General features: G+C 66.2%; 17 protein-coding genes. 10 read left to right on the top strand and 7 right to left on the bottom strand.

Annotated features, from left to right (window positions below; genetic code table 11):
* Positions 1–108: 108 nt before the first annotated feature.
* The 9 genes from ACFU4Z_RS31055 (at position 109) to ACFU4Z_RS31095 (ending at position 9,742) form a co-directional block, all read left to right on the top strand.
* Positions 109–585 (top strand): HAD-IIIC family phosphatase, encoded by a 477-nt coding sequence (locus ACFU4Z_RS31055; RefSeq protein WP_379070149.1) that lies wholly within the window; start codon positions 109–111, stop codon positions 583–585.
* 307 nt (positions 586–892) lie between these two features.
* Positions 893–1,186 carry an ArsR/SmtB family transcription factor gene (locus ACFU4Z_RS31060; protein WP_379070152.1) on the top strand — a complete coding sequence of 98 codons (294 nt, stop codon included), beginning with the start codon at positions 893–895 and terminating at the stop codon, positions 1,184–1,186.
* 18 nt (positions 1,187–1,204) lie between these two features.
* Positions 1,205–2,212 (top strand): LLM class flavin-dependent oxidoreductase, encoded by a 1,008-nt coding sequence (locus tag ACFU4Z_RS31065; RefSeq protein ID WP_379070155.1) that lies wholly within the window; start codon positions 1,205–1,207, stop codon positions 2,210–2,212.
* A 328-nt stretch (positions 2,213–2,540) separates the two neighbouring features.
* Positions 2,541–3,209, top strand: coding sequence for a hypothetical protein (locus tag ACFU4Z_RS31070; RefSeq protein WP_379070158.1), 669 nt, complete (start codon positions 2,541–2,543; stop codon positions 3,207–3,209).
* A gap of 225 nt (positions 3,210–3,434) precedes the next feature.
* Positions 3,435–4,064, top strand: coding sequence for a 1,4-alpha-glucan branching protein (locus tag ACFU4Z_RS31075; RefSeq protein WP_379070161.1), 630 nt, complete (start codon positions 3,435–3,437; stop codon positions 4,062–4,064).
* A gap of 46 nt (positions 4,065–4,110) precedes the next feature.
* Entirely contained in the window at positions 4,111–4,707 is a 597-nt protein-coding gene (locus ACFU4Z_RS31080; protein WP_379070164.1) for a DUF308 domain-containing protein, read from the top strand.
* 38 nt (positions 4,708–4,745) lie between these two features.
* Positions 4,746–6,221: a S8 family serine peptidase gene (locus ACFU4Z_RS31085; RefSeq protein ID WP_379070167.1), complete on the top strand. Its 1,476-nt coding sequence runs from the start codon at positions 4,746–4,748 to the stop codon at positions 6,219–6,221.
* Positions 6,222–6,769: 548 nt separating this feature from the next.
* Entirely contained in the window at positions 6,770–8,185 is a 1,416-nt protein-coding gene (locus ACFU4Z_RS31090) for a three-helix bundle dimerization domain-containing protein (RefSeq protein WP_379070170.1), read from the top strand.
* A 336-nt stretch (positions 8,186–8,521) separates the two neighbouring features.
* Positions 8,522–9,742 carry a DUF418 domain-containing protein gene (locus ACFU4Z_RS31095; RefSeq protein WP_379070173.1) on the top strand — a complete coding sequence of 407 codons (1,221 nt, stop codon included), beginning with the start codon at positions 8,522–8,524 and terminating at the stop codon, positions 9,740–9,742.
* Between the two features lie 119 nt (positions 9,743–9,861).
* Here the strand turns inward: ACFU4Z_RS31095 and ACFU4Z_RS31100 are convergent, their stop codons facing one another.
* The 6 genes from ACFU4Z_RS31100 to ACFU4Z_RS31125 all read right to left on the bottom strand — a co-directional run bounded on the left by ACFU4Z_RS31100 (position 9,862) and on the right by ACFU4Z_RS31125 (position 13,869).
* Positions 9,862–10,356 carry an SRPBCC domain-containing protein gene (locus tag ACFU4Z_RS31100; protein WP_379070176.1) on the bottom strand — a complete coding sequence of 165 codons (495 nt, stop codon included), beginning with the start codon at positions 10,354–10,356 and terminating at the stop codon, positions 9,862–9,864.
* On the bottom strand, positions 10,353–10,706 hold the full coding sequence (locus tag ACFU4Z_RS31105; RefSeq protein ID WP_379070179.1) for an ArsR/SmtB family transcription factor: 354 nt from the start codon (positions 10,704–10,706) through the stop codon (positions 10,353–10,355). The genes ACFU4Z_RS31100 and ACFU4Z_RS31105 overlap by 4 nt, the downstream gene beginning before the upstream one ends.
* On the bottom strand, positions 10,703–11,155 hold the full coding sequence (locus ACFU4Z_RS31110) for an SRPBCC family protein (protein WP_379070182.1): 453 nt from the start codon (positions 11,153–11,155) through the stop codon (positions 10,703–10,705). Before ACFU4Z_RS31110 ends, ACFU4Z_RS31105 begins: the two co-directional genes overlap by 4 nt.
* A gap of 214 nt (positions 11,156–11,369) precedes the next feature.
* Positions 11,370–12,377: a hypothetical protein gene (locus tag ACFU4Z_RS31115; RefSeq protein WP_379070185.1), complete on the bottom strand. Its 1,008-nt coding sequence runs from the start codon at positions 12,375–12,377 to the stop codon at positions 11,370–11,372.
* A gap of 56 nt (positions 12,378–12,433) precedes the next feature.
* A complete protein-coding gene (locus ACFU4Z_RS31120; RefSeq protein ID WP_379070188.1) occupies positions 12,434–13,279 on the bottom strand; it encodes an alpha/beta fold hydrolase in 846 nt (281 codons plus the stop codon).
* Positions 13,279–13,869, bottom strand: coding sequence for a TetR/AcrR family transcriptional regulator (locus tag ACFU4Z_RS31125; protein ID WP_379070192.1), 591 nt, complete (start codon positions 13,867–13,869; stop codon positions 13,279–13,281). Before ACFU4Z_RS31125 ends, ACFU4Z_RS31120 begins: the two co-directional genes overlap by 1 nt.
* A gap of 152 nt (positions 13,870–14,021) precedes the next feature.
* Here ACFU4Z_RS31125 and ACFU4Z_RS31130 point away from each other — a divergent pair, with 152 nt between their 5' ends.
* A complete protein-coding gene (locus ACFU4Z_RS31130; protein WP_379070195.1) occupies positions 14,022–14,852 on the top strand; it encodes an alpha/beta fold hydrolase in 831 nt (276 codons plus the stop codon).
* Positions 14,853–15,198: 346 nt separating this feature from the next.
* Here the strand turns inward: ACFU4Z_RS31130 and ACFU4Z_RS31135 are convergent, their stop codons facing one another.
* A complete protein-coding gene (locus tag ACFU4Z_RS31135; protein WP_379070198.1) occupies positions 15,199–16,431 on the bottom strand; it encodes a cytochrome P450 in 1,233 nt (410 codons plus the stop codon).
* Positions 16,432–16,438: the final 7 nt, after the last annotated feature.

The raw sequence follows: 16,438 nt of genomic DNA on the forward strand, positions 1-16,438 counted from the left end.
AAACTGGGGGCTTGCCCGGTACCTGCCGTGCCTGAATGGTGTGCAGTACCCATCTGCTGGCCCGGCACGGCGGGAAGGCAGCGATGACCGAGCGATAGGGGCAGGCCGATGAGACCGGCTCTGAGATGTCTTGTCTGGGAACTGGACAACACCCTGTGGGACGGTGTCGTGTGCGATGCGACGAGCACCACACCGCGTCCCGAGGCCGTGCGCGCGCTCCAGGAGTTGAGCGATCGCGGCATATGGCACGCCGTCGCCAGCCGTAGCGACCGGGAACGAACCCTCGACAAGCTGTACCGCCACGGCCTCTACGAAATGTTCTCGGCGATCGAAATCGGCTGGGGCCGCAAGTCCGCCTCTCTCGTCCGGATCGCCACGACCCTCGGACTCGAACTGGACACGATCGGCTTCATCGACGCCGAGCCCATCGAACGCGCCGAAGTCCAGCGCGCACTGCCCCGCGTCCGCTGCTACGCCGCCCGCAACGTCGATGTTCTTCCCGCTCTTCCCGACTTCCGCCCGGTTCTGCACACCGGCCCGAACCCGACGCCCCCTTTGGGTTTCGCGAGGGTTCCCGCGTTGTAGAACCGCCCGCGCGGGTGGACGCCGGTTCGACCCGGTGACCAGGAGTGCGTGCACGAGGGCTCGCGGCTGCTGGTCGTGCAACCTGCACGCCGCTTGGGGGCGTCGGGGTGGTGCGAGGTTTTTGCGAGTCGGCTGGCGTCGCTGGTCGGAGTGCGGCGGCTCCTTCTCGGACAGACTCACATGAGGCAGCTACTGGGGCCGCCGGGCAGGTCAGCCGGGTCTCCCTCGCAGTGAGCAGTGTCATGGTGCCCGTGGAGCGGTCGCGGCGTAAATTCGTTAATTAGCGAAATGTCGAAGGGTGGTGTGTGTGCTCGACGAGTGCAAAGCATTGGCCAACGAGACCCGGCTGCGCATCCTGGAATGGCTGAAGGATCCGGACGCGAGCTTCCCCGACCGGACAGGGGAGACCGCTGAGCTCGGGGTCTGTGTGGGTCTTCTACAGCAGAAGGCGGGGACGTCGGCGTCGACCATGTCGGCGCATCTGGCGGTCCTGCAGCGCGTCGGGTTTCTGCGCGCCACGCGGCGGGGGCAGTGGACCTACTACCGGCGTGACGACTCCCGGATCACTGCTTTCACCGAACAACTTCAACGCGTGCTCTAACCCAGGAAAGGCAGCTCTATGCCCACCGCACTATCCATTCTCGATCTCGCGTCGATCGCGCCGGGCCGAACCGCGCGCGATAGTTTCGACAACAGCGTTGCCCTGGCCCGGGCCGCCGAACGCTCCGGCTATCGACGCGTCTGGTACGCCGAGCATCACAACATGCCCTCTATCGCCTCCAGCGCGACGAGCGTTCTGATCGGCCATGTCGCGGCGAACACCGACACCATTCGGCTCGGTTCCGGCGGAATCATGCTGCCCAACCACTCGCCGCTGGTGATCGCGGAACAGTTCGGCACCCTGGAGGTACTGTTTCCCGGCCGGATCGACCTCGGGCTCGGCCGCGCGCCGGGCAGCGACCAGAAGACGATGCTCGCGCTGCGGCGTAATCCGAATTCGGCGGATTCTTTTCCGCAGGATGTGCTGGAACTGCAGGGGTACCTGACGGGTCGGTCGCGGATACCGGGAGTGCAGGCCGTTCCACGTGCGGAAGGGGTTGTGCCGCTGTATATTCTGGGCTCGTCACTGTTCGGTGCGCAGCTCGCCGCGCAGCTCGGTCTGCCCTACGCCTTCGCGTCTCATTTCGCGCCGGACGCTTTGCATCAGGCGGTCGCGGTCTACCGCGACAGCTTCCGGCCGTCGGATCAGCAGGCCGAACCGTACGTGATGGCCGGTGTCAATGTGTTCGCGGCCGAGGACCACGACGAGGCGGTGGCGCAGAAGACGATCGCGTATCGGGCGCGGGCGCGGGCGATGGTGTCTCGTGGCGCTGCGGGAAACACATTCAGCGATGCGGAGATCGACGCGCTTCTTGCCTCGCCGAACGGCAGTCAGCTTGCCTCGATGACCCGCTATACCGCCGTCGGCACGCCTGCCGAAGTTCGTGACTACCTCGACGAATTCGCCGCGCCCATCCAGGCCGACGAGCTGATCCTGGCCCACCACGCCACGCAGATCGACGACCGGGTGCGGTCGGTCGAGCTCACCGGGCGGGCCGTGGCGGCTGCTTCGCTGGTCGCCGAATAATCGGCTGAGCGACGAATTTCCGGAAGTCTCGACGCTTCCGGTGCGGGCGACAGCCGGGCTGGGTCTCGGGTATTGGCTTCAGGCGCCAGCGGAGCAAGAGGGCCGCTCGGGTCGACGCTGGATACGAGGCACCGCACACTCGGCAGTGCACGGCTGGAGTATCCGGCAACTCTGAGCGACGGTGGAGCGAACGGCGATCTGACCGACGGGGCCGATTGTCGGTGCCAAAAAGAGAGCGCCGCTCTTGTTTTTCTCGATGGAGTATGGAATCGTCGGCCTCAATCAAGAGCAGTGCTCTCTGTTCTGGTTCGGATCGTCAGGAGTTCCAGTGAACGGCCATCAATCACGTACTCGTATCGGCGCTGCGGGCCTCGCGCTCGCCGGGGTCCTCTTCCTCGTCTACGAGACCGCCGCCCCGCGCAAAGACCAGGACACCCTCGAAGGCGCCGCCTCGTGGACGTCGACCGGATGGGCGGTCGGACATGTCGCCGCCATCCTCGGCTTGATTCTCATTCCACTCGGCTGGGGTGCATTACGAAATCGGCTGCAAGACAACAGGAACGAGAACCTCGCCTACCTGGCCGCCACCCTCGGCTACATCGGCTCGGCGCTGACGATCTCCTACTACGGCGCCGAAGTGTACGGGCTGCAGGCCATCGGCGCCCGCGCCGTGGCCGACGGTGATGCCTCGTTGACCAAGGTGGGCAACGACTTTCGGATGGACTCCATCGCGGTTACCGTCTTCGCCCTCGGTCTCGCACTGATCGCCGCCGCGGCGATTCTCGCGGCCGTGGCAATCTGGCGATCGGGGATCCTGGCGCGCTGGAGCGGTGTTGCGATGGCAGTCGCCATGGTCGTCTACCTGCCGCACTTCTACCTGCCGCATGCGGTTCGGGTCGGCTGGGGCGCGCTGGTGACCGTCGGCGCCTGCTGGATCGCTGTCGAACTCTGGCGCAGCGCCACGGTCGCGCACGATGCCGAGCTCGCCGCCGCCTGAGGCGTACCGATTTGCCGTGAGTCGCGGACAGTGCGAGCAGCGGCAGGCTCCTTGCGCCGAGTCCGTTGGCCGCGCGCTGCGGCCAACGGTGCGGACCTGAGCAAGACGAGCGAAAGCAGTAATAGCCAACGCATTTCAGGAGGTCCTTCATCGGGTAGGTGCTCCGTTGGGCGGCACCTGTTCCTGCTTGCACCGCCGCGCTGGGCGATCAGGTTAGGGTTCGGCATGGCCGTTATTCATCAGACCTCCATGTCGCCGGGCAAGCTGGAATTGCTCGCATCCTGGTTGCCGACACGGACCTGGTATCGCGCGAGTGGTCGGCCGCCGCAGCTGAGCAAGGCCGGCGGGTTCCGTCTCGATGATCCGGCAGGTGAGGTCGGCATCGAATTCATGGTGATCGCCGACAGTTCCAGTGCCGAGCCGGCTTTCTACCTTGTTCCGCTCACCTATCGAGGTGGCCCGCTCGAGAATGCCGAGGACGGCCTCGTCGGCACTTCATTGCACGGTGTGCTCGGGCAACGGTGGATCTACGACGGAACTCACGACCTGGTGCTGGTTGCGCAGATGATCGCGCTGTTGGCGGGAAAGGCGCAGCCGCAGGCTCAGAACAGCAGTGGCACACCGGATTTATCGGTCATCGTGGCCGCCGCCGACATCGTGTCGCAGGCAGTGGAATCGGCGTCGGTGGTCGATGGGGCCGACGGCACCGACATCGCCACGCCGGATGGTGTGATCGTTCGTGTCGAGCGGCTTCTGCGTTCCGGTGGCGTGTCGCAGAGTCCGCACGTCACCGCACCGTGGCGGCTTCCGGACGGCACCGACACGCGCGGGATCATTCTCACCGCACGAATATGATCGCAAACACCCGGCTATCTGCCCCTCGGGGTCATATCATGTAGCTATGCCCGAAAACGAGGGTGCGGGGCGTGGCGGTGTGCTTTTTCATGGGGCGAGGCAGGCAGTTCTTGTCGCCGGTGTTTGCTCGGTGATCCTCGGTGTGGTCATCGCGGTGTGGCCGCACAAATCGGTGGCGATCGCGGAGCTGCTTCTCGGGCTGTATCTGGTGCTCAGTGGTGTATTACAGATGACCGTCGCGATCGGCTCGCGGTTCGCGATGCCACTGCGGGTGCTGATCTTCGTCAGTGGCGCGCTGTCGGTGTGCCTGGCGTTGCTGTGCTTCCGCGGCGGGAATTCGGTGCTGCTGCTTGCCCTGTGGGTCGGGATCGGCTGGGCGATCCGGGGGGTCACCCAGGCCACCGTGGCGGTGTGGCACGACGGGCTGCCCGACGGCGGCAAGCAGGAGCTGTTCGGCGTGGCCACGATGGTGATCGGGATCGTGGTGATCGTGGTGCCTTTCGATTCGCTGGACGTCTTGGCGCTGGTGGCCGGTGGTCTGCTCGTGGTGCTCGGCGCATGGGAGATCCTCTCCGTCAGCCGTGGCCGAGGCGGTCTGGTGAGCCTGCCCGAGACGGCTCGGGTTCCGTTGGCGCCCAACTGAGCTGGCGAGCGGGCCGGGCAATTGGTTGACTGTGCGGCATGGCATCCACACACCGGCGGCACAGTTCGGATGGGTCGGCGCAGGCGGGGGCGACCCGGTCTGCCGCAGAGCTCATCATCGTCACCGAACGCACGACATCGGCTATCGACGAGATCGCGCTGCACACCAGCCGATCCACTCAATCGCATGTGGCCGACCTGCTGCCCCCGGGTGCCGAGATTGTCCGAATCTTCGGGCCCGCCAATCGACTCCGCCGCAGGTTGGTCGATACCGCAGGGGAGCCGGAGGGTGCGGACTATCTGAACTATTTCTCGGTGCACGGGGTTGCCGATCCGGAATCTGTTGCCGCCCGGCTGCGCACGGATGACTCGGTGGCTGCCGCCTACGTCAAGCCACCCGCCGAACCGCCCATCGCGCCGCCGATCGACGCGGGTATCGATGTCGCACCCTCGCTCGCCGACGCACCGCCGGTGACGCCGAATTTCGAAGCGCGCCAAGGCTATCTGGACGCGGCGCCGCAAGGCGTGAACGCACGCTGGGCCTGGACTCGACCGGGCGGACGCGGCACCGGGATTCGCATCGTGGACGTCGAGGGCGCCTGGCGGTTCACCCACGAAGACCTGCTCGACAACCAGGGTGGCGTGATCGGCGGCAGTCCGTCCGCCGACCTCGGTTGGCGCGACCACGGCACCGCGGTGGCCGGTGAGATCAGCGGCGACGTGAATGCCTTCGGCGTCACCGGCATCGCGCCGGAGGCGAGCATCCGGGCGGTGTCGATTTTCGGAGGCGCCGGCTCCGCGGCCGCGATTCGCACGGCCGCGGACGCGCTGAGCGCCGGAGACATCATCCTGCTCGAGCTCCACCGGCCCGGACCTCGATTCAACTATGCGGGGCGGCCCGATCAGCGCGGCTACATCGCGATCGAATGGTGGCCGGACGACAATGCCGCGATCCGCTACGCCATCGGCCGCGGTGTCATCGTTGTCGAGGCAGGCGGAAACGGGGCCGAGAACCTGGACGACGCGCTGTACGACATGCGACCCGCCGACTTCCCGGTGTCGTGGCGCAACCCGTTCCGTGGCGGCAGCGACGACTCCGGCGCCATCGTCGTCGGCGCGGGCGCTCCGCCACTCGGCTTCCACGGCCGCGATCACGGACCGGCGCGGTCGCGACTGGCCTTCTCCAACTACGGCTCTCGCGTCGACGCGCAGGGCTGGGGGCGTGAGGTGACCACCACCGGATACGGCGACCTGCAGGGCGGCTCCGACGAGGACCTCTGGTACACCGACATCTTCAGCGGCACCTCCAGCGCGTCGCCGATCGTGGTCGGCGCCGTGGCCTCCTATCAGGGCATGTCTGCCGCGAGCTCGGGCCGCAAGACGCCGGCGCAGGTTCGCGCGCGACTGCGTGAAACCGGATCACCACAGACCGACGCGCCACAGCGGCCCGCGACCCAGCGCATCGGCAATCTGCCCGACCTGCGCACACTGATCGAACCGACGCCCGACGCGTAGTTCCACTCACATCGCGATGCCGGACCTGCGGCTGGTCGCTGCGCCACCGTGGCGGTACCGAACTGGCTGATCGGACCGTGGGCGGTCGCCGCCCTCGGGTTCGTCGGGTACTGGCGGGCATGGCGAAAAGGGTTGCGGCACAGCAAATGCTGGTTGCGCGACACTTGGCTCGCTCTGGCGGGGTGCTGTCGGCGTGGTGGGCGTCTTGGCGGCACTGCAAACATCAGGGCAACGTCGGGTGGCGAGTATCCGTGGGGGCGTTGAACTTTGCGTGTCCCAGGGATGGCGGGTGGAGTCGTCTCGCGGATGGCGCACCCTCCGTTCGGCGCGGGGATCGCTATTACGACAAGACTCTGAACTGGTGAAAGGCCGTCTGATCCGGATATTCAGACAGTCGGTCGGCAGCTGAATTGTTGCGCCCGATGTCTCCAAGAGTGGTGAACGCCGCAGTGTCGACCCCCGGAAATGCCGGTAGCGTTCGGCGCGGCGCGGGCAGGCCAGGTGACTTTCTCGCGACTCCAGACCGATTCGAGGCCGAGGAGATTGTGGTGGGTGTTCCTACCGTTCGCGAAGAGCAGGCGATCCGCCGGTTGACCGATCGTCTGGTCGAAAGCTTCACCGACACTTACCCTGTCGAGCGCGTCGAGACCGCCGTCGGCGCCGCGCGCAGTCGCTTCGACGGCCATCCCGTTCGAGAGTTCGTTCCCATTCTGGTCGAACGCATCGCCCGGCGGGAGCTGGAGGCGGTGCCCTCCCCAGCCAGGGACGGCACGGTCACCTCAGTGGCCGAATCTGCCTCGTCGACAGCGCGATCGGACGCTGGAGGACGGTGGAATACGGATCTGCGACGGTCCATCGGCGCGGTCTTCGTCGGAAAGCGCGTCGCGGCGCTGTCGATCGCGGCCGCCGTTGTTGTCGCTGCCATTGTGGTGACAGTCGCGGTGCGCCAACCAGATTCACCTGCCACCACGGCTCCTGTCGCGCAATCGCCTGCCACGCTGCACGGCGTGGTCGGGTCGGAGAAGATCGCGTTCTTCTCCGACCCGAAAGTTGTCGAGGCGCTGGCCCGCAACGGTGTGAAGATCGAGGTCGATCCGGCCGGCTCCCGGCAGATCGCCACCTCGATCGACCTGAGCAAGTACGATTTCGCTTTCCCCTCGAGCGGGCCCGCCGCCGAACGCATCCAGCGCGCCCGCAACATCACCGCGAAATACACACCGTTCGCCTCGCCGATGGCGATCGCGACCTTCCAGCCGATCGCGGATCTGTTGACCGCGGCGGGTGTCGTGCGTCCCGGTCCGGTCGCCACCTTCGATATGGCCCGCTACCTCGAGCTCGCCCGCACCGACACCCAGTGGGATTTCCTGCCGGGCAACACGGCCTATCCGGTGCGCAAGAACATCGTGGTGTCCACGACCGATCCGCGTAGCTCGAACTCCGCCGCCATGTACCTGGCCATCGCCAGCTACGTCGCCAATGACAACACCGTCGTGCAGGGCCCCGCCGCCGAGCAGACGGTGCTGCCCGCGGTGTCGAAACTGTTCGCCCGCCAGGGCTATACCGAGAACTCCAGTGAAGGCCCGTTCAAGGAGTACCTCTCGGCAGGCATGGGCCCGACCCCGCTGGTGCTGATCTATGAAGCCCAGTTCGTCGAGGCCGCGGCCCGTGGACAGGTCAAGCCGGGGATGGTGCTGACCTACCCGTCGCCGACCGTGCTGTCCAAACACACACTGGTGCCGCTCAACGCTGAAGGCGACCGAATCGGCCGGCTGCTGTCGACCGACCCGCAGCTGCAACGGCTCGCCGCGGAACACGGCTTCCGCACCGGTGACACCGCGCCGTTCGCCAAGGTCACCGCGGACAACCACGTCCCGGTTCCCGCCGATCTGATCGACGTGATCGAGACACCCACCTATGACACACTCGAGCACCTCCTCGACGGCGTCACACAGTCCTACAACTGAAGCATCGATCGTTGCTTCCGCAGCGGCGATGGACGCCGTCGGCGGTCCCGTCCACCTTCTGATCGTGACCGGTGAGTAGCCGGATCGTGCCGATTCGAGTAGCACGACACTCGTTGCAGCGCGGTCGGTTCGCGGCATGCTGAGCCGAGGGGCGGGAGGGAATTTCTCGCATCGTCCAATGTTTGTGTCGTCGTACGATGTTCAGGTGGTGCTCGACGTCGAGCGAGGCCGGCCGTGTCAATACGCCGGAGGTCGTGGTCCTCGGCGCATCGGGTAAGGGGCGGAATGCGACTTCGGAGTGACGACCGTTCCAGCACGGGCGGCTACCTTCAGATCATGTCCGGAGCCACCGAATCGGTTCTGCCCGCGACCGCGTCCGGGCGGCGGATCGCGGAAGTCGACGTGCTGCGTGGGTTCGCGCTGTTCGGCATTCTGATCACCAATGTCACCGTCGCCACCATGCTTTGGTCGGCGGGCGGCACCGAAGCCGATCCGACGCTGCGCTTCGACGGCACCATCGACCACGTCACCGGTGGGCTGGTGGAGGCGCTGTTCGAGGGTCGGTTCTACCTGCTGTTCGCATTCCTGTTCGGCTATTCGTTCACCCTGCAGATCGCCGCAGCGCAACGGGCCGGCGCAGCACCGAACAAGCGGCTGCTCCGGCGCTGTGCCGCGCTGATGGCGATCGGGCTAGCCCACGTATTCCTGCTGTGGGTCGGCGACATCCTGACGCTGTATGCCTTCCTCTGCTTGATTTTGATCCTGCTGCGCAAGCTGCGGCCGCGCGCCGCCGTCATCACCGGCGCGGTCCTCTACGCGGCGTGGTCGGTCTGGGCCTTTCTGCCCGGCTCCGACGACGTGATCAGCGGCGTCGCCGAGGTATTCGACTTACCTGCGATTCACGAGGGGTTCACTGGAAACTCGGCCGACACCTTCGCCACTCAGGTGTCCCTGGCACCGGGATTCCTGCTCCTGATCTGGTTCACTCAGGGCATCACCAGTCTCGGCCTGTTCCTCATCGGTATGGCGGCAGGCGAACGTGGAGTGCTCGAGGATCGAAATACCTTGCGCCGCTGGGCTCCTCGCGCACTGTGGCTCGGTCTCGGTGTCGGCCTGCCGATCTCGGCGGTGTCGTTCGCCGGCTCGATGAATTGGTACCAGGTGCCATCCTTCTGGGGCGGTGTGCAGGAGCTGGTCAACCCGCTGATGACCTTCGCCTACATCGCCGGGATCGTGCTGCTTGCGCAGTCGGCGCGCTCCGCCCGCGTCATCGGATGGTTGGCCCCCGCAGGGCGAATGGCGGCGTCGAACTACATCGCGCAATCGGTGGTGCTGATGGTGGTCTACACCGGCTACGGTTTCGCACTGGTAGACACCATCCCACCCGCCGGAGTCATCGGCATCGCCCTACTGACCTACGCCGCGCAGTTGACGGTGAGCAGCTGGTGGCTGCGCACGCATTCCTACGGTCCTGTCGAGTGGTTGCTGCGCGCGGCGACCTACCTGTCGATCCCGTCGTGGCGGCGTTCCGACACGCGGAGTGCCTCGTCCAGGTAAGTCGATCGGGAATTCGGGCTGCCACATGACGTCACCTCCACCGCCGGTGCCGATGGAGGTGCTGTCGTGACTCCGCGACAGTGCGAGACCCCGGATTCGCTTCCGAATCGGGCGGAACGTCAGTGCCAGTCGCTGATCTGGACGTCGTGGGGATCCGGAGCGCCCTTCCCGGTTTCGATCAGTGACTTCAGGCTCATCAGAAAGACCGCCCACTTCGTGCTGCAATGGTGCATGAATTCCACCGGCTCCTTCCAACCTTGGTGTTCGAAGAGAACGATGGTGTAGTCGCCGACTTGATCGAGGTCCCAGTTCACATGTGTGCCGACCCATTCGTCGGGTCCATCGACCACCTCCCACAGCACATGCTTGCCTGGGGCGAGCTCGAGGACTTTCATATCGAATCCACCCGCGCTGAATCGGAATTGGAGCACACCGCCGAGGTCGTTGCCTTCGCCTCGGGTGTTGGTTGCCCACCAGTCGGCTAGCCTTTCGGTGGTGGTCAGGGCCGCGTAGACCTCGGCCGGAGCCGATTTGATTCCGACCCTGTGCAGGATGTCCACCATGTTCGATTCCTCTTTCCAGTAGTGGTTCTCGTAGGACTTTCGTGAGGTCATTGCGCTGTGCTGCGCTGGTCTTTCCCGCGCTGAATCGCTTCGGCGATCCGCTTGATACGCCGGAGCCTGGCGTCCCACGCCGCCCCCACCGAGGACAGCTGTGCGACCGCACGAGCAAGTTGCGCCTCGTCCACCCGGTACCTCTTCTCTCGGCCGGCAGGCGTGGCGTGCACCAAGCCGACGCGGCCGAGCACGCTGAGGTGTTTCGCGATGGCCTGCCGTGTCACCGGTAGCCGCTCACTGAGGCTGGTGGCCGTGCCATCGCCGTCTGCCAGGAGCAGATCGAGCATCCGCCGACGGGTCGGATCCCCGACCGCGGACCACAGGTCGTCGTCGACGGCGGCGGTCATGGAGTCGACACCAGCCGGGCGATGTACTCCCCGAGCCGGGGAACAAAGGTGTCCCAACCGACACTGTGTTCGCGGTACTGCTCCTCCAACTTCGCGGCCTCCCAGCCCATCTCACGGAACCCGGTCTCGGTGAGCCGAATCTTGGTGCCGGTGCCCGACGGGGTGAGCTCGAAGGTGACCAGCATCGAGTTGGCGGAGTCGTCGACCTTGCCCTCGGGATAGCACCAGCGGAACGAGAAAAATCGAGGCGGATCAGCGTTCACCACGGTGATCGGGACGACTTCTGCCCTGTCGCCCCAGACGAGTTCGCCGACCGCGCCGGGAGTCGCTTCGAATTCGGCATCGTCGGTCCACCATTCCGAGATGTGCTCAGGGCTGCTGACGACCTCGAAGACCACCTCGGGCGAGGCGTCGACGTGGATCTCTCGTTCGATGCTGCCGTACTCCATACTCTTCCCACTTCCGTCATGTGCAACGTTTGGTTGCGCATGACGCTAGCCGACCACCGGTCATCGCGCAACCATTGGTTGCTTATCGCACGGTGTTGCTGTGCGCTCGACGGCCGATCATCGCGGCCGCAGCGTGCCGGATGATGCGCTCGGCGCCGCTCGCGGGGTTCGGTCGCGGCTGTAGTGAGCGAAAGGCGGTCCCTATCAAGGTATTTCAGGGTCGCGAGTGCTCGTCGATCAGTGTTTGATACAGCGTGAATGCGGGTTTGGGGCGGTAATCGTCGGTCGTGATACCCAGCTGGTCGGTGGGTTCGGGGGCCGCGGAGTCGGCGTCGCGCAGGCCGAACAGTTCGTAGTGGGTGATGTTGTGAACAGGCGCGGCGTCGATGACTGTTTCGATCATCTGCTGGAGGCTGTCGGCTTGGTGGCGGGGCGAGCGGTCCGGTCCGGTGGGGCTGCCGTTTTCGACGATGTGCAGTGGCGCGGCATCCAGATGTGCTGTGGGGAGGCTATTTTCGCGAAGGTGGCGGATGGCGTGTTCGGTGAGTTCGATGAGGTTGCCTGGTGTGCCCGCGGGAGCGACGGGGGAGAAGGCGTCGGGGTAGAGGGCGAGGCCGACGTAATCGACGTGGTGGGCGAAGTCCGTGGCGGGGATCGTGGACAGGTGCTGCCAGAAGTCGGTATCGCCGCCGAGCCATTCGGGTGGTTCGGCTACCGAGAATCCGAGTTCGACGTGGGTGTGGCCGAGGCGGTTCAGTGCGTGGCGGGCGTGCGCCATGCCGTGGGTGAGTGCGTCGAGGACCGCCGGTGAGCTGCCGTCGATCCAGGGGATGGGGAAATTGGGTTCGAGGGTGATCTGCAGGAATCGGGTGATTGCGCCGTAGCGGTGGATGGCGTTGTCGATGAACGCCAGCCAGCCCGGGATGTCGGCCGTGGTCGGCTGATAGCTGAGCACGAGATCGAGTTCGCGGCGCTGAGTCAGGTACCAGTCGTCGGGCATGGTGAGACCGCGCAGCTCACGTTCCGGATCCGCCACCGCGACGCGTTCCGGCTCCGGTTCGGCGCCCAGATAGTGCAGGTACTCGCGGACGACGAACGGTTTGCCGGACTGCAGCGCGGTGACGAGTGCGTCGATCGCCGCGACATCGTCGGGGGCTCCGATGCTGGTGCCTACCTGGCTTGCGGCGTAGATGCCGAAGGTCAAACCCTTGTTGGCGCGCATACCGTCAACCCTAGGCCGAGACCGGCCCGCCGCCGTAGCGGTTGGGCGCGGTCGGGTCAGCTCGTGGCGCTGCGGGCACCCAGCAGCAGATCGAGCAAAAGCTGCGTGAACGCCTCCGGTTCGTCGGTGAATCCGCTGTGACCGCCGGGGAATATCGTCAGCGGCAGACCGAGGTTCTCGGCGAGGGCAGCGGCCGGGCGGTGCGGCAGCCGCCCGCGAGTGAGCTCGCCCGCACCGAGGACAAGGCGGTCGGAAACGGTCGCGAGCGCGGCCTCGTCGGGCAGATACGAGGTGATCGGTCGCAGTTCGTGCGCCATCATTATTGGTCCATTGGCCACGAGTCGGCGAATCAACCCGGCCGGGCGGGGCGGGAGCTCATCAGGGTTGGGGAAGCCCTTCATGGTGACGCCGACTCCTGCCGCGAACCGAGCGCCTGCTGCAGCGTGACCCTCAGTGCGCAGCAGGCGGCAGACCTCCTCGATGAACGCGTGATGCGCCGCCGCGTCGGGCAGTATTCCGAATATCGGGGGTTCGTGGGCGACGACGAGCCGAAGGCGTTCGGGGTGCTTCGCCAGCAGATCGAGCGCGACGACCGCGCCGCCGCTGCCGCCGAAGACGTAGGCGTCTTCGCCTGCGGGAGTGAGATGTTCGAGGAGGCGGTGGGCGTCGTCACTCATCACTTCGGCGGTCAGATCTCCGCGTTCCGGATCGTCGAGAGTGCTGTGTGAATAGCCGCGCGGGTCGATGGCGACGACGGTGAAATGCTCGGCGAGCGGCTCGGCGAGCTGGTCGAAGATGGCGGCGTCACCGCCGCTGCCCGGCAGCATCAGCAGCAGCGGGCCGCTGCCGCGGATCTCGTAGAAGAGGGTCGCGCCGGGGACCTTCAACGTCGCGCTTCGCATTACTTCTGCTCCTTGTTGTCGGTCGACGGCCACTGTTCGAGTGCGATGTGCAGTGCGTCGATGATGCGGCCCCAGGAGGCATCGGTCGGGCGCGAATGCCCGAAACCGCCGGTGGCCTCCAAGTTCGTGTAGCCGTGAAAGGTGCTGCGCAGCAGGCGAACCGCGTCGGTGAGATCGGGTTCGTCGAGTCCGTACGCGCGCAGCATCCCGTAGGTCAGGTCGATGGCGCGGCGCCACCCCGGCCAGGCGATCGCCGCCGCGGGGTCCACCGGCATCTGGGTCGCCGCGTAGCGACCAGGGTGGGCGAGCGCGTACCGACGCCAGGTGTCGGCGTAGGCGGCGAGCGCGTCGCGTCCCGCGAGACCGGCGACCGCCGCGGCGATCAGGGTGGTCTTCTCCTCGGCGGCCAGGATGGAAACCCGCTGGCGCAGATCCTTGATGTTCTTGATGTGCGAGTACAGGCTCGCGTCCTTGACGTCGAACTTCCGTGCCAGTGCCGACACGGTGATGTTGTCGAAACCGACCTCGTCGGCCAGATCGGCCGCCGCGTGGACGATCTTGTCGGCCGTGAGACCGGCGCGTGGGGACATGCGCACTTCCTTACCTAGGGTCACTAGGATAGAACCTAGTACCTCTAGGTGCAAGTGGCATTGTCCAGGGGGTATCCGGCCGACCGATGAGTTTTCGGCGTAACCGCAGTCAACACTCATGGACCCGCAGGACTACTCCACCAGGAGAATCGATGACCTCGACTTCGACCGCCCCCACCACAACCGGCACTCTCGACGTACCCGGCGCCCGCCTGCACTACGAGCTGCGTGGTACCGGACCACTGGTCGTACTAGTCGGTGCGCCCATGGACGCGGCGGCCTTCGCGCCGCTGGCGGACTTACTCGCCACCGATCACACCGTCCTCACCACCGACCCGCGCGGCCACCAGGGCAGCGTGCTCGACGACCCGACGCAGGACTCGACCCCCGAGTTGCGCGCCGACGACCTGGGCCGCCTGATCGCCTCCGTCGGCGTGGGCCCGGCCGTGGTGTTCGGCTCCAGTGGCGGCGCTGTCACCGCGCTGGCGCTGGCCCAAGCCCAGCCCGATCTGGTCACTACGGTCGTTGCGCACGAGCCGCCGTTGCTCGCGCTGCTCGACGACCGCGCGGAGCAGCGGGCGAAAACCGAGGAGATCATTGCCACCTATCAGAGCGGCGACACCTTGGGCGCCTGGCGGAAGTTCATGGCGCAGGCCAACATTCAGATGCCGGAGCCGGTGCTCGAACAGATCTTCGGCGGTGAGCGCGAGCCGAGGCAGCAGGCGAGCGAGAGTTATTGGTTCGGGCACGAGCTCCGCGGAACCACCTCGTGGGAACCCGATTCGGCGGCGTTGCGCGCGACGGCCGCACGCATCGTGATCGGTCTGGGCGCGGATTCGGCCGGAGAGTTGTGTGAGCGCACGTCGCGGGAGTTGGGGGAGATGCTCGGAGTCGAGCCGGTGCTCTTCCCAGGCGGTCATACCGGTTTCGTGGAGGACCCGGCGGCCTTCGCTCCGCGGTTGCGCGAGGTGTTGCAGGCTTAATGAGCAGGCGGACATAGAAATTGGTACCACCCCGGGCCGGGCGTTGAGTACCCGGGCAGGCGGTCGGGCCGCGCAGGCCGGTTCGGCTGTGGCCGGATTCGGTGGCCCTTGGTGACACACACCCAGGCGGCCGCCTATGTCAGTCCGCGAATGAACTCCACCAAGTTCTCGCCGCTGCAATCCGGCTTGCCGTTGTTCTGCACCGCCGCGGCCCCGATGTGGGTGTACCTCCATGGTCGGCGTCGCGCGAGGGCTCAGGCCCGGCGACCGGCCGATATCTCAGATACCCCGTGCGATCTCGTGCAGAAGGGGCGCCGTCCTGGACGGCACCCCACCTACGAATGATCTACTCCGCCGACTCCAAGTAGACCGGCAGCTGTGCATGTCCGTTGGAGATAAAGCTGCCTACCGGTGCCAGTTGTTGTGGATCCACAGCGAAACGCAGGTCGGGGAAACGGCTGAACAGCGCAGGCAGCGCGATAGTGGCCTCCATGCGGGCAAGGGGAGCGCCGATGCAATGGTGAGCGCCGTGGCCAAAGGCTACATGCTGGTCTTTGGTCGCGCGGTGCACGTCGAACTCGTCGGCAGTTGCGCCGTGCACCTTCGGGTCGCGGCTCGCGCCCGCGTATGAGGCGAGGATCGCGTCGCCCTTGGGGATGCGGATGCCGTCGATGTCGATATCTTCGACGGCATAACGCAGCGGCAGATGCGCGACGGGCGCTTCGTAGCGCAGTGTCTCCTCCACCAGATCCGACCAGGGCACCCGGCCCTCGACCACGTCGGCGCGCTGCTCGGGATGGGTCAGCAGCGCGAAGATCGCCTGATCGAGCAGGTTGACTGTGGTCTCGTGTCCGGCGTTGATGACCAGCATCAGCGTGTCGACGAGTTCCTTCTCGGTCAATCGTGAGCCGTCGTCCTCGTCGCGGGTGGCGATCAACACGCTGGTGATGTCGTCGCCGGGCGTCTCACGCCGGTAGGCCACCAGTTCGCTGATGTGCCCGTACATCTCGAGGTAGTTGGCCTGAGCCTGCTCGGGCGTGAACGAGGTGTCGAAGAACCCGTCGACGCACTTGTGGATGCTGGGGCCGAGATGGTCCGGCACACCCATCAGCTCGCTGATGACCTGGATCGGCACTGGATAGGCGAATCGCGCACGCAGATCGACGGACTCACCACGCGGTGTCGCCGCGAGCTGCGCAACCAGGTTCTCGGTGATCTCCTCGATCCGCGGCCGCACCGCCGCGGTGCGGCGGTGCGTGAAGGCGGGCGCGACCAACTTCCGCAGCCGCCGATGCTCGCTGCCGTACGCGGTGAACATATTTTCCACCGCCACCCATGGCAGCAACGGCCACGCCTCGGTGATCTCGCCGTTCATGTACGCCGCCCAGTGCTGCCGCGGGTCCTTCGACACCCGAGGGTCGGCCAGCAGGCCGCGTAGCGCCACCGCGTCGGTCACCGACCACGCGGGCACTCCGCCGGGCAACTCGACCAGCGCCACCGGCCCGCGCGCCCGGATCCGGGCGGACTCGCCTTGGATGTCGAGACCGGCTGTGTCCAGGACTATCGGTTCATGTTCCATCAGGACG

Origin of the sequence: Nocardia sp. NPDC057440, from assembly GCF_042802915.1 — a bacterium.
GTDB lineage: Bacteria > Actinomycetota > Actinomycetes > Mycobacteriales > Mycobacteriaceae > Nocardia.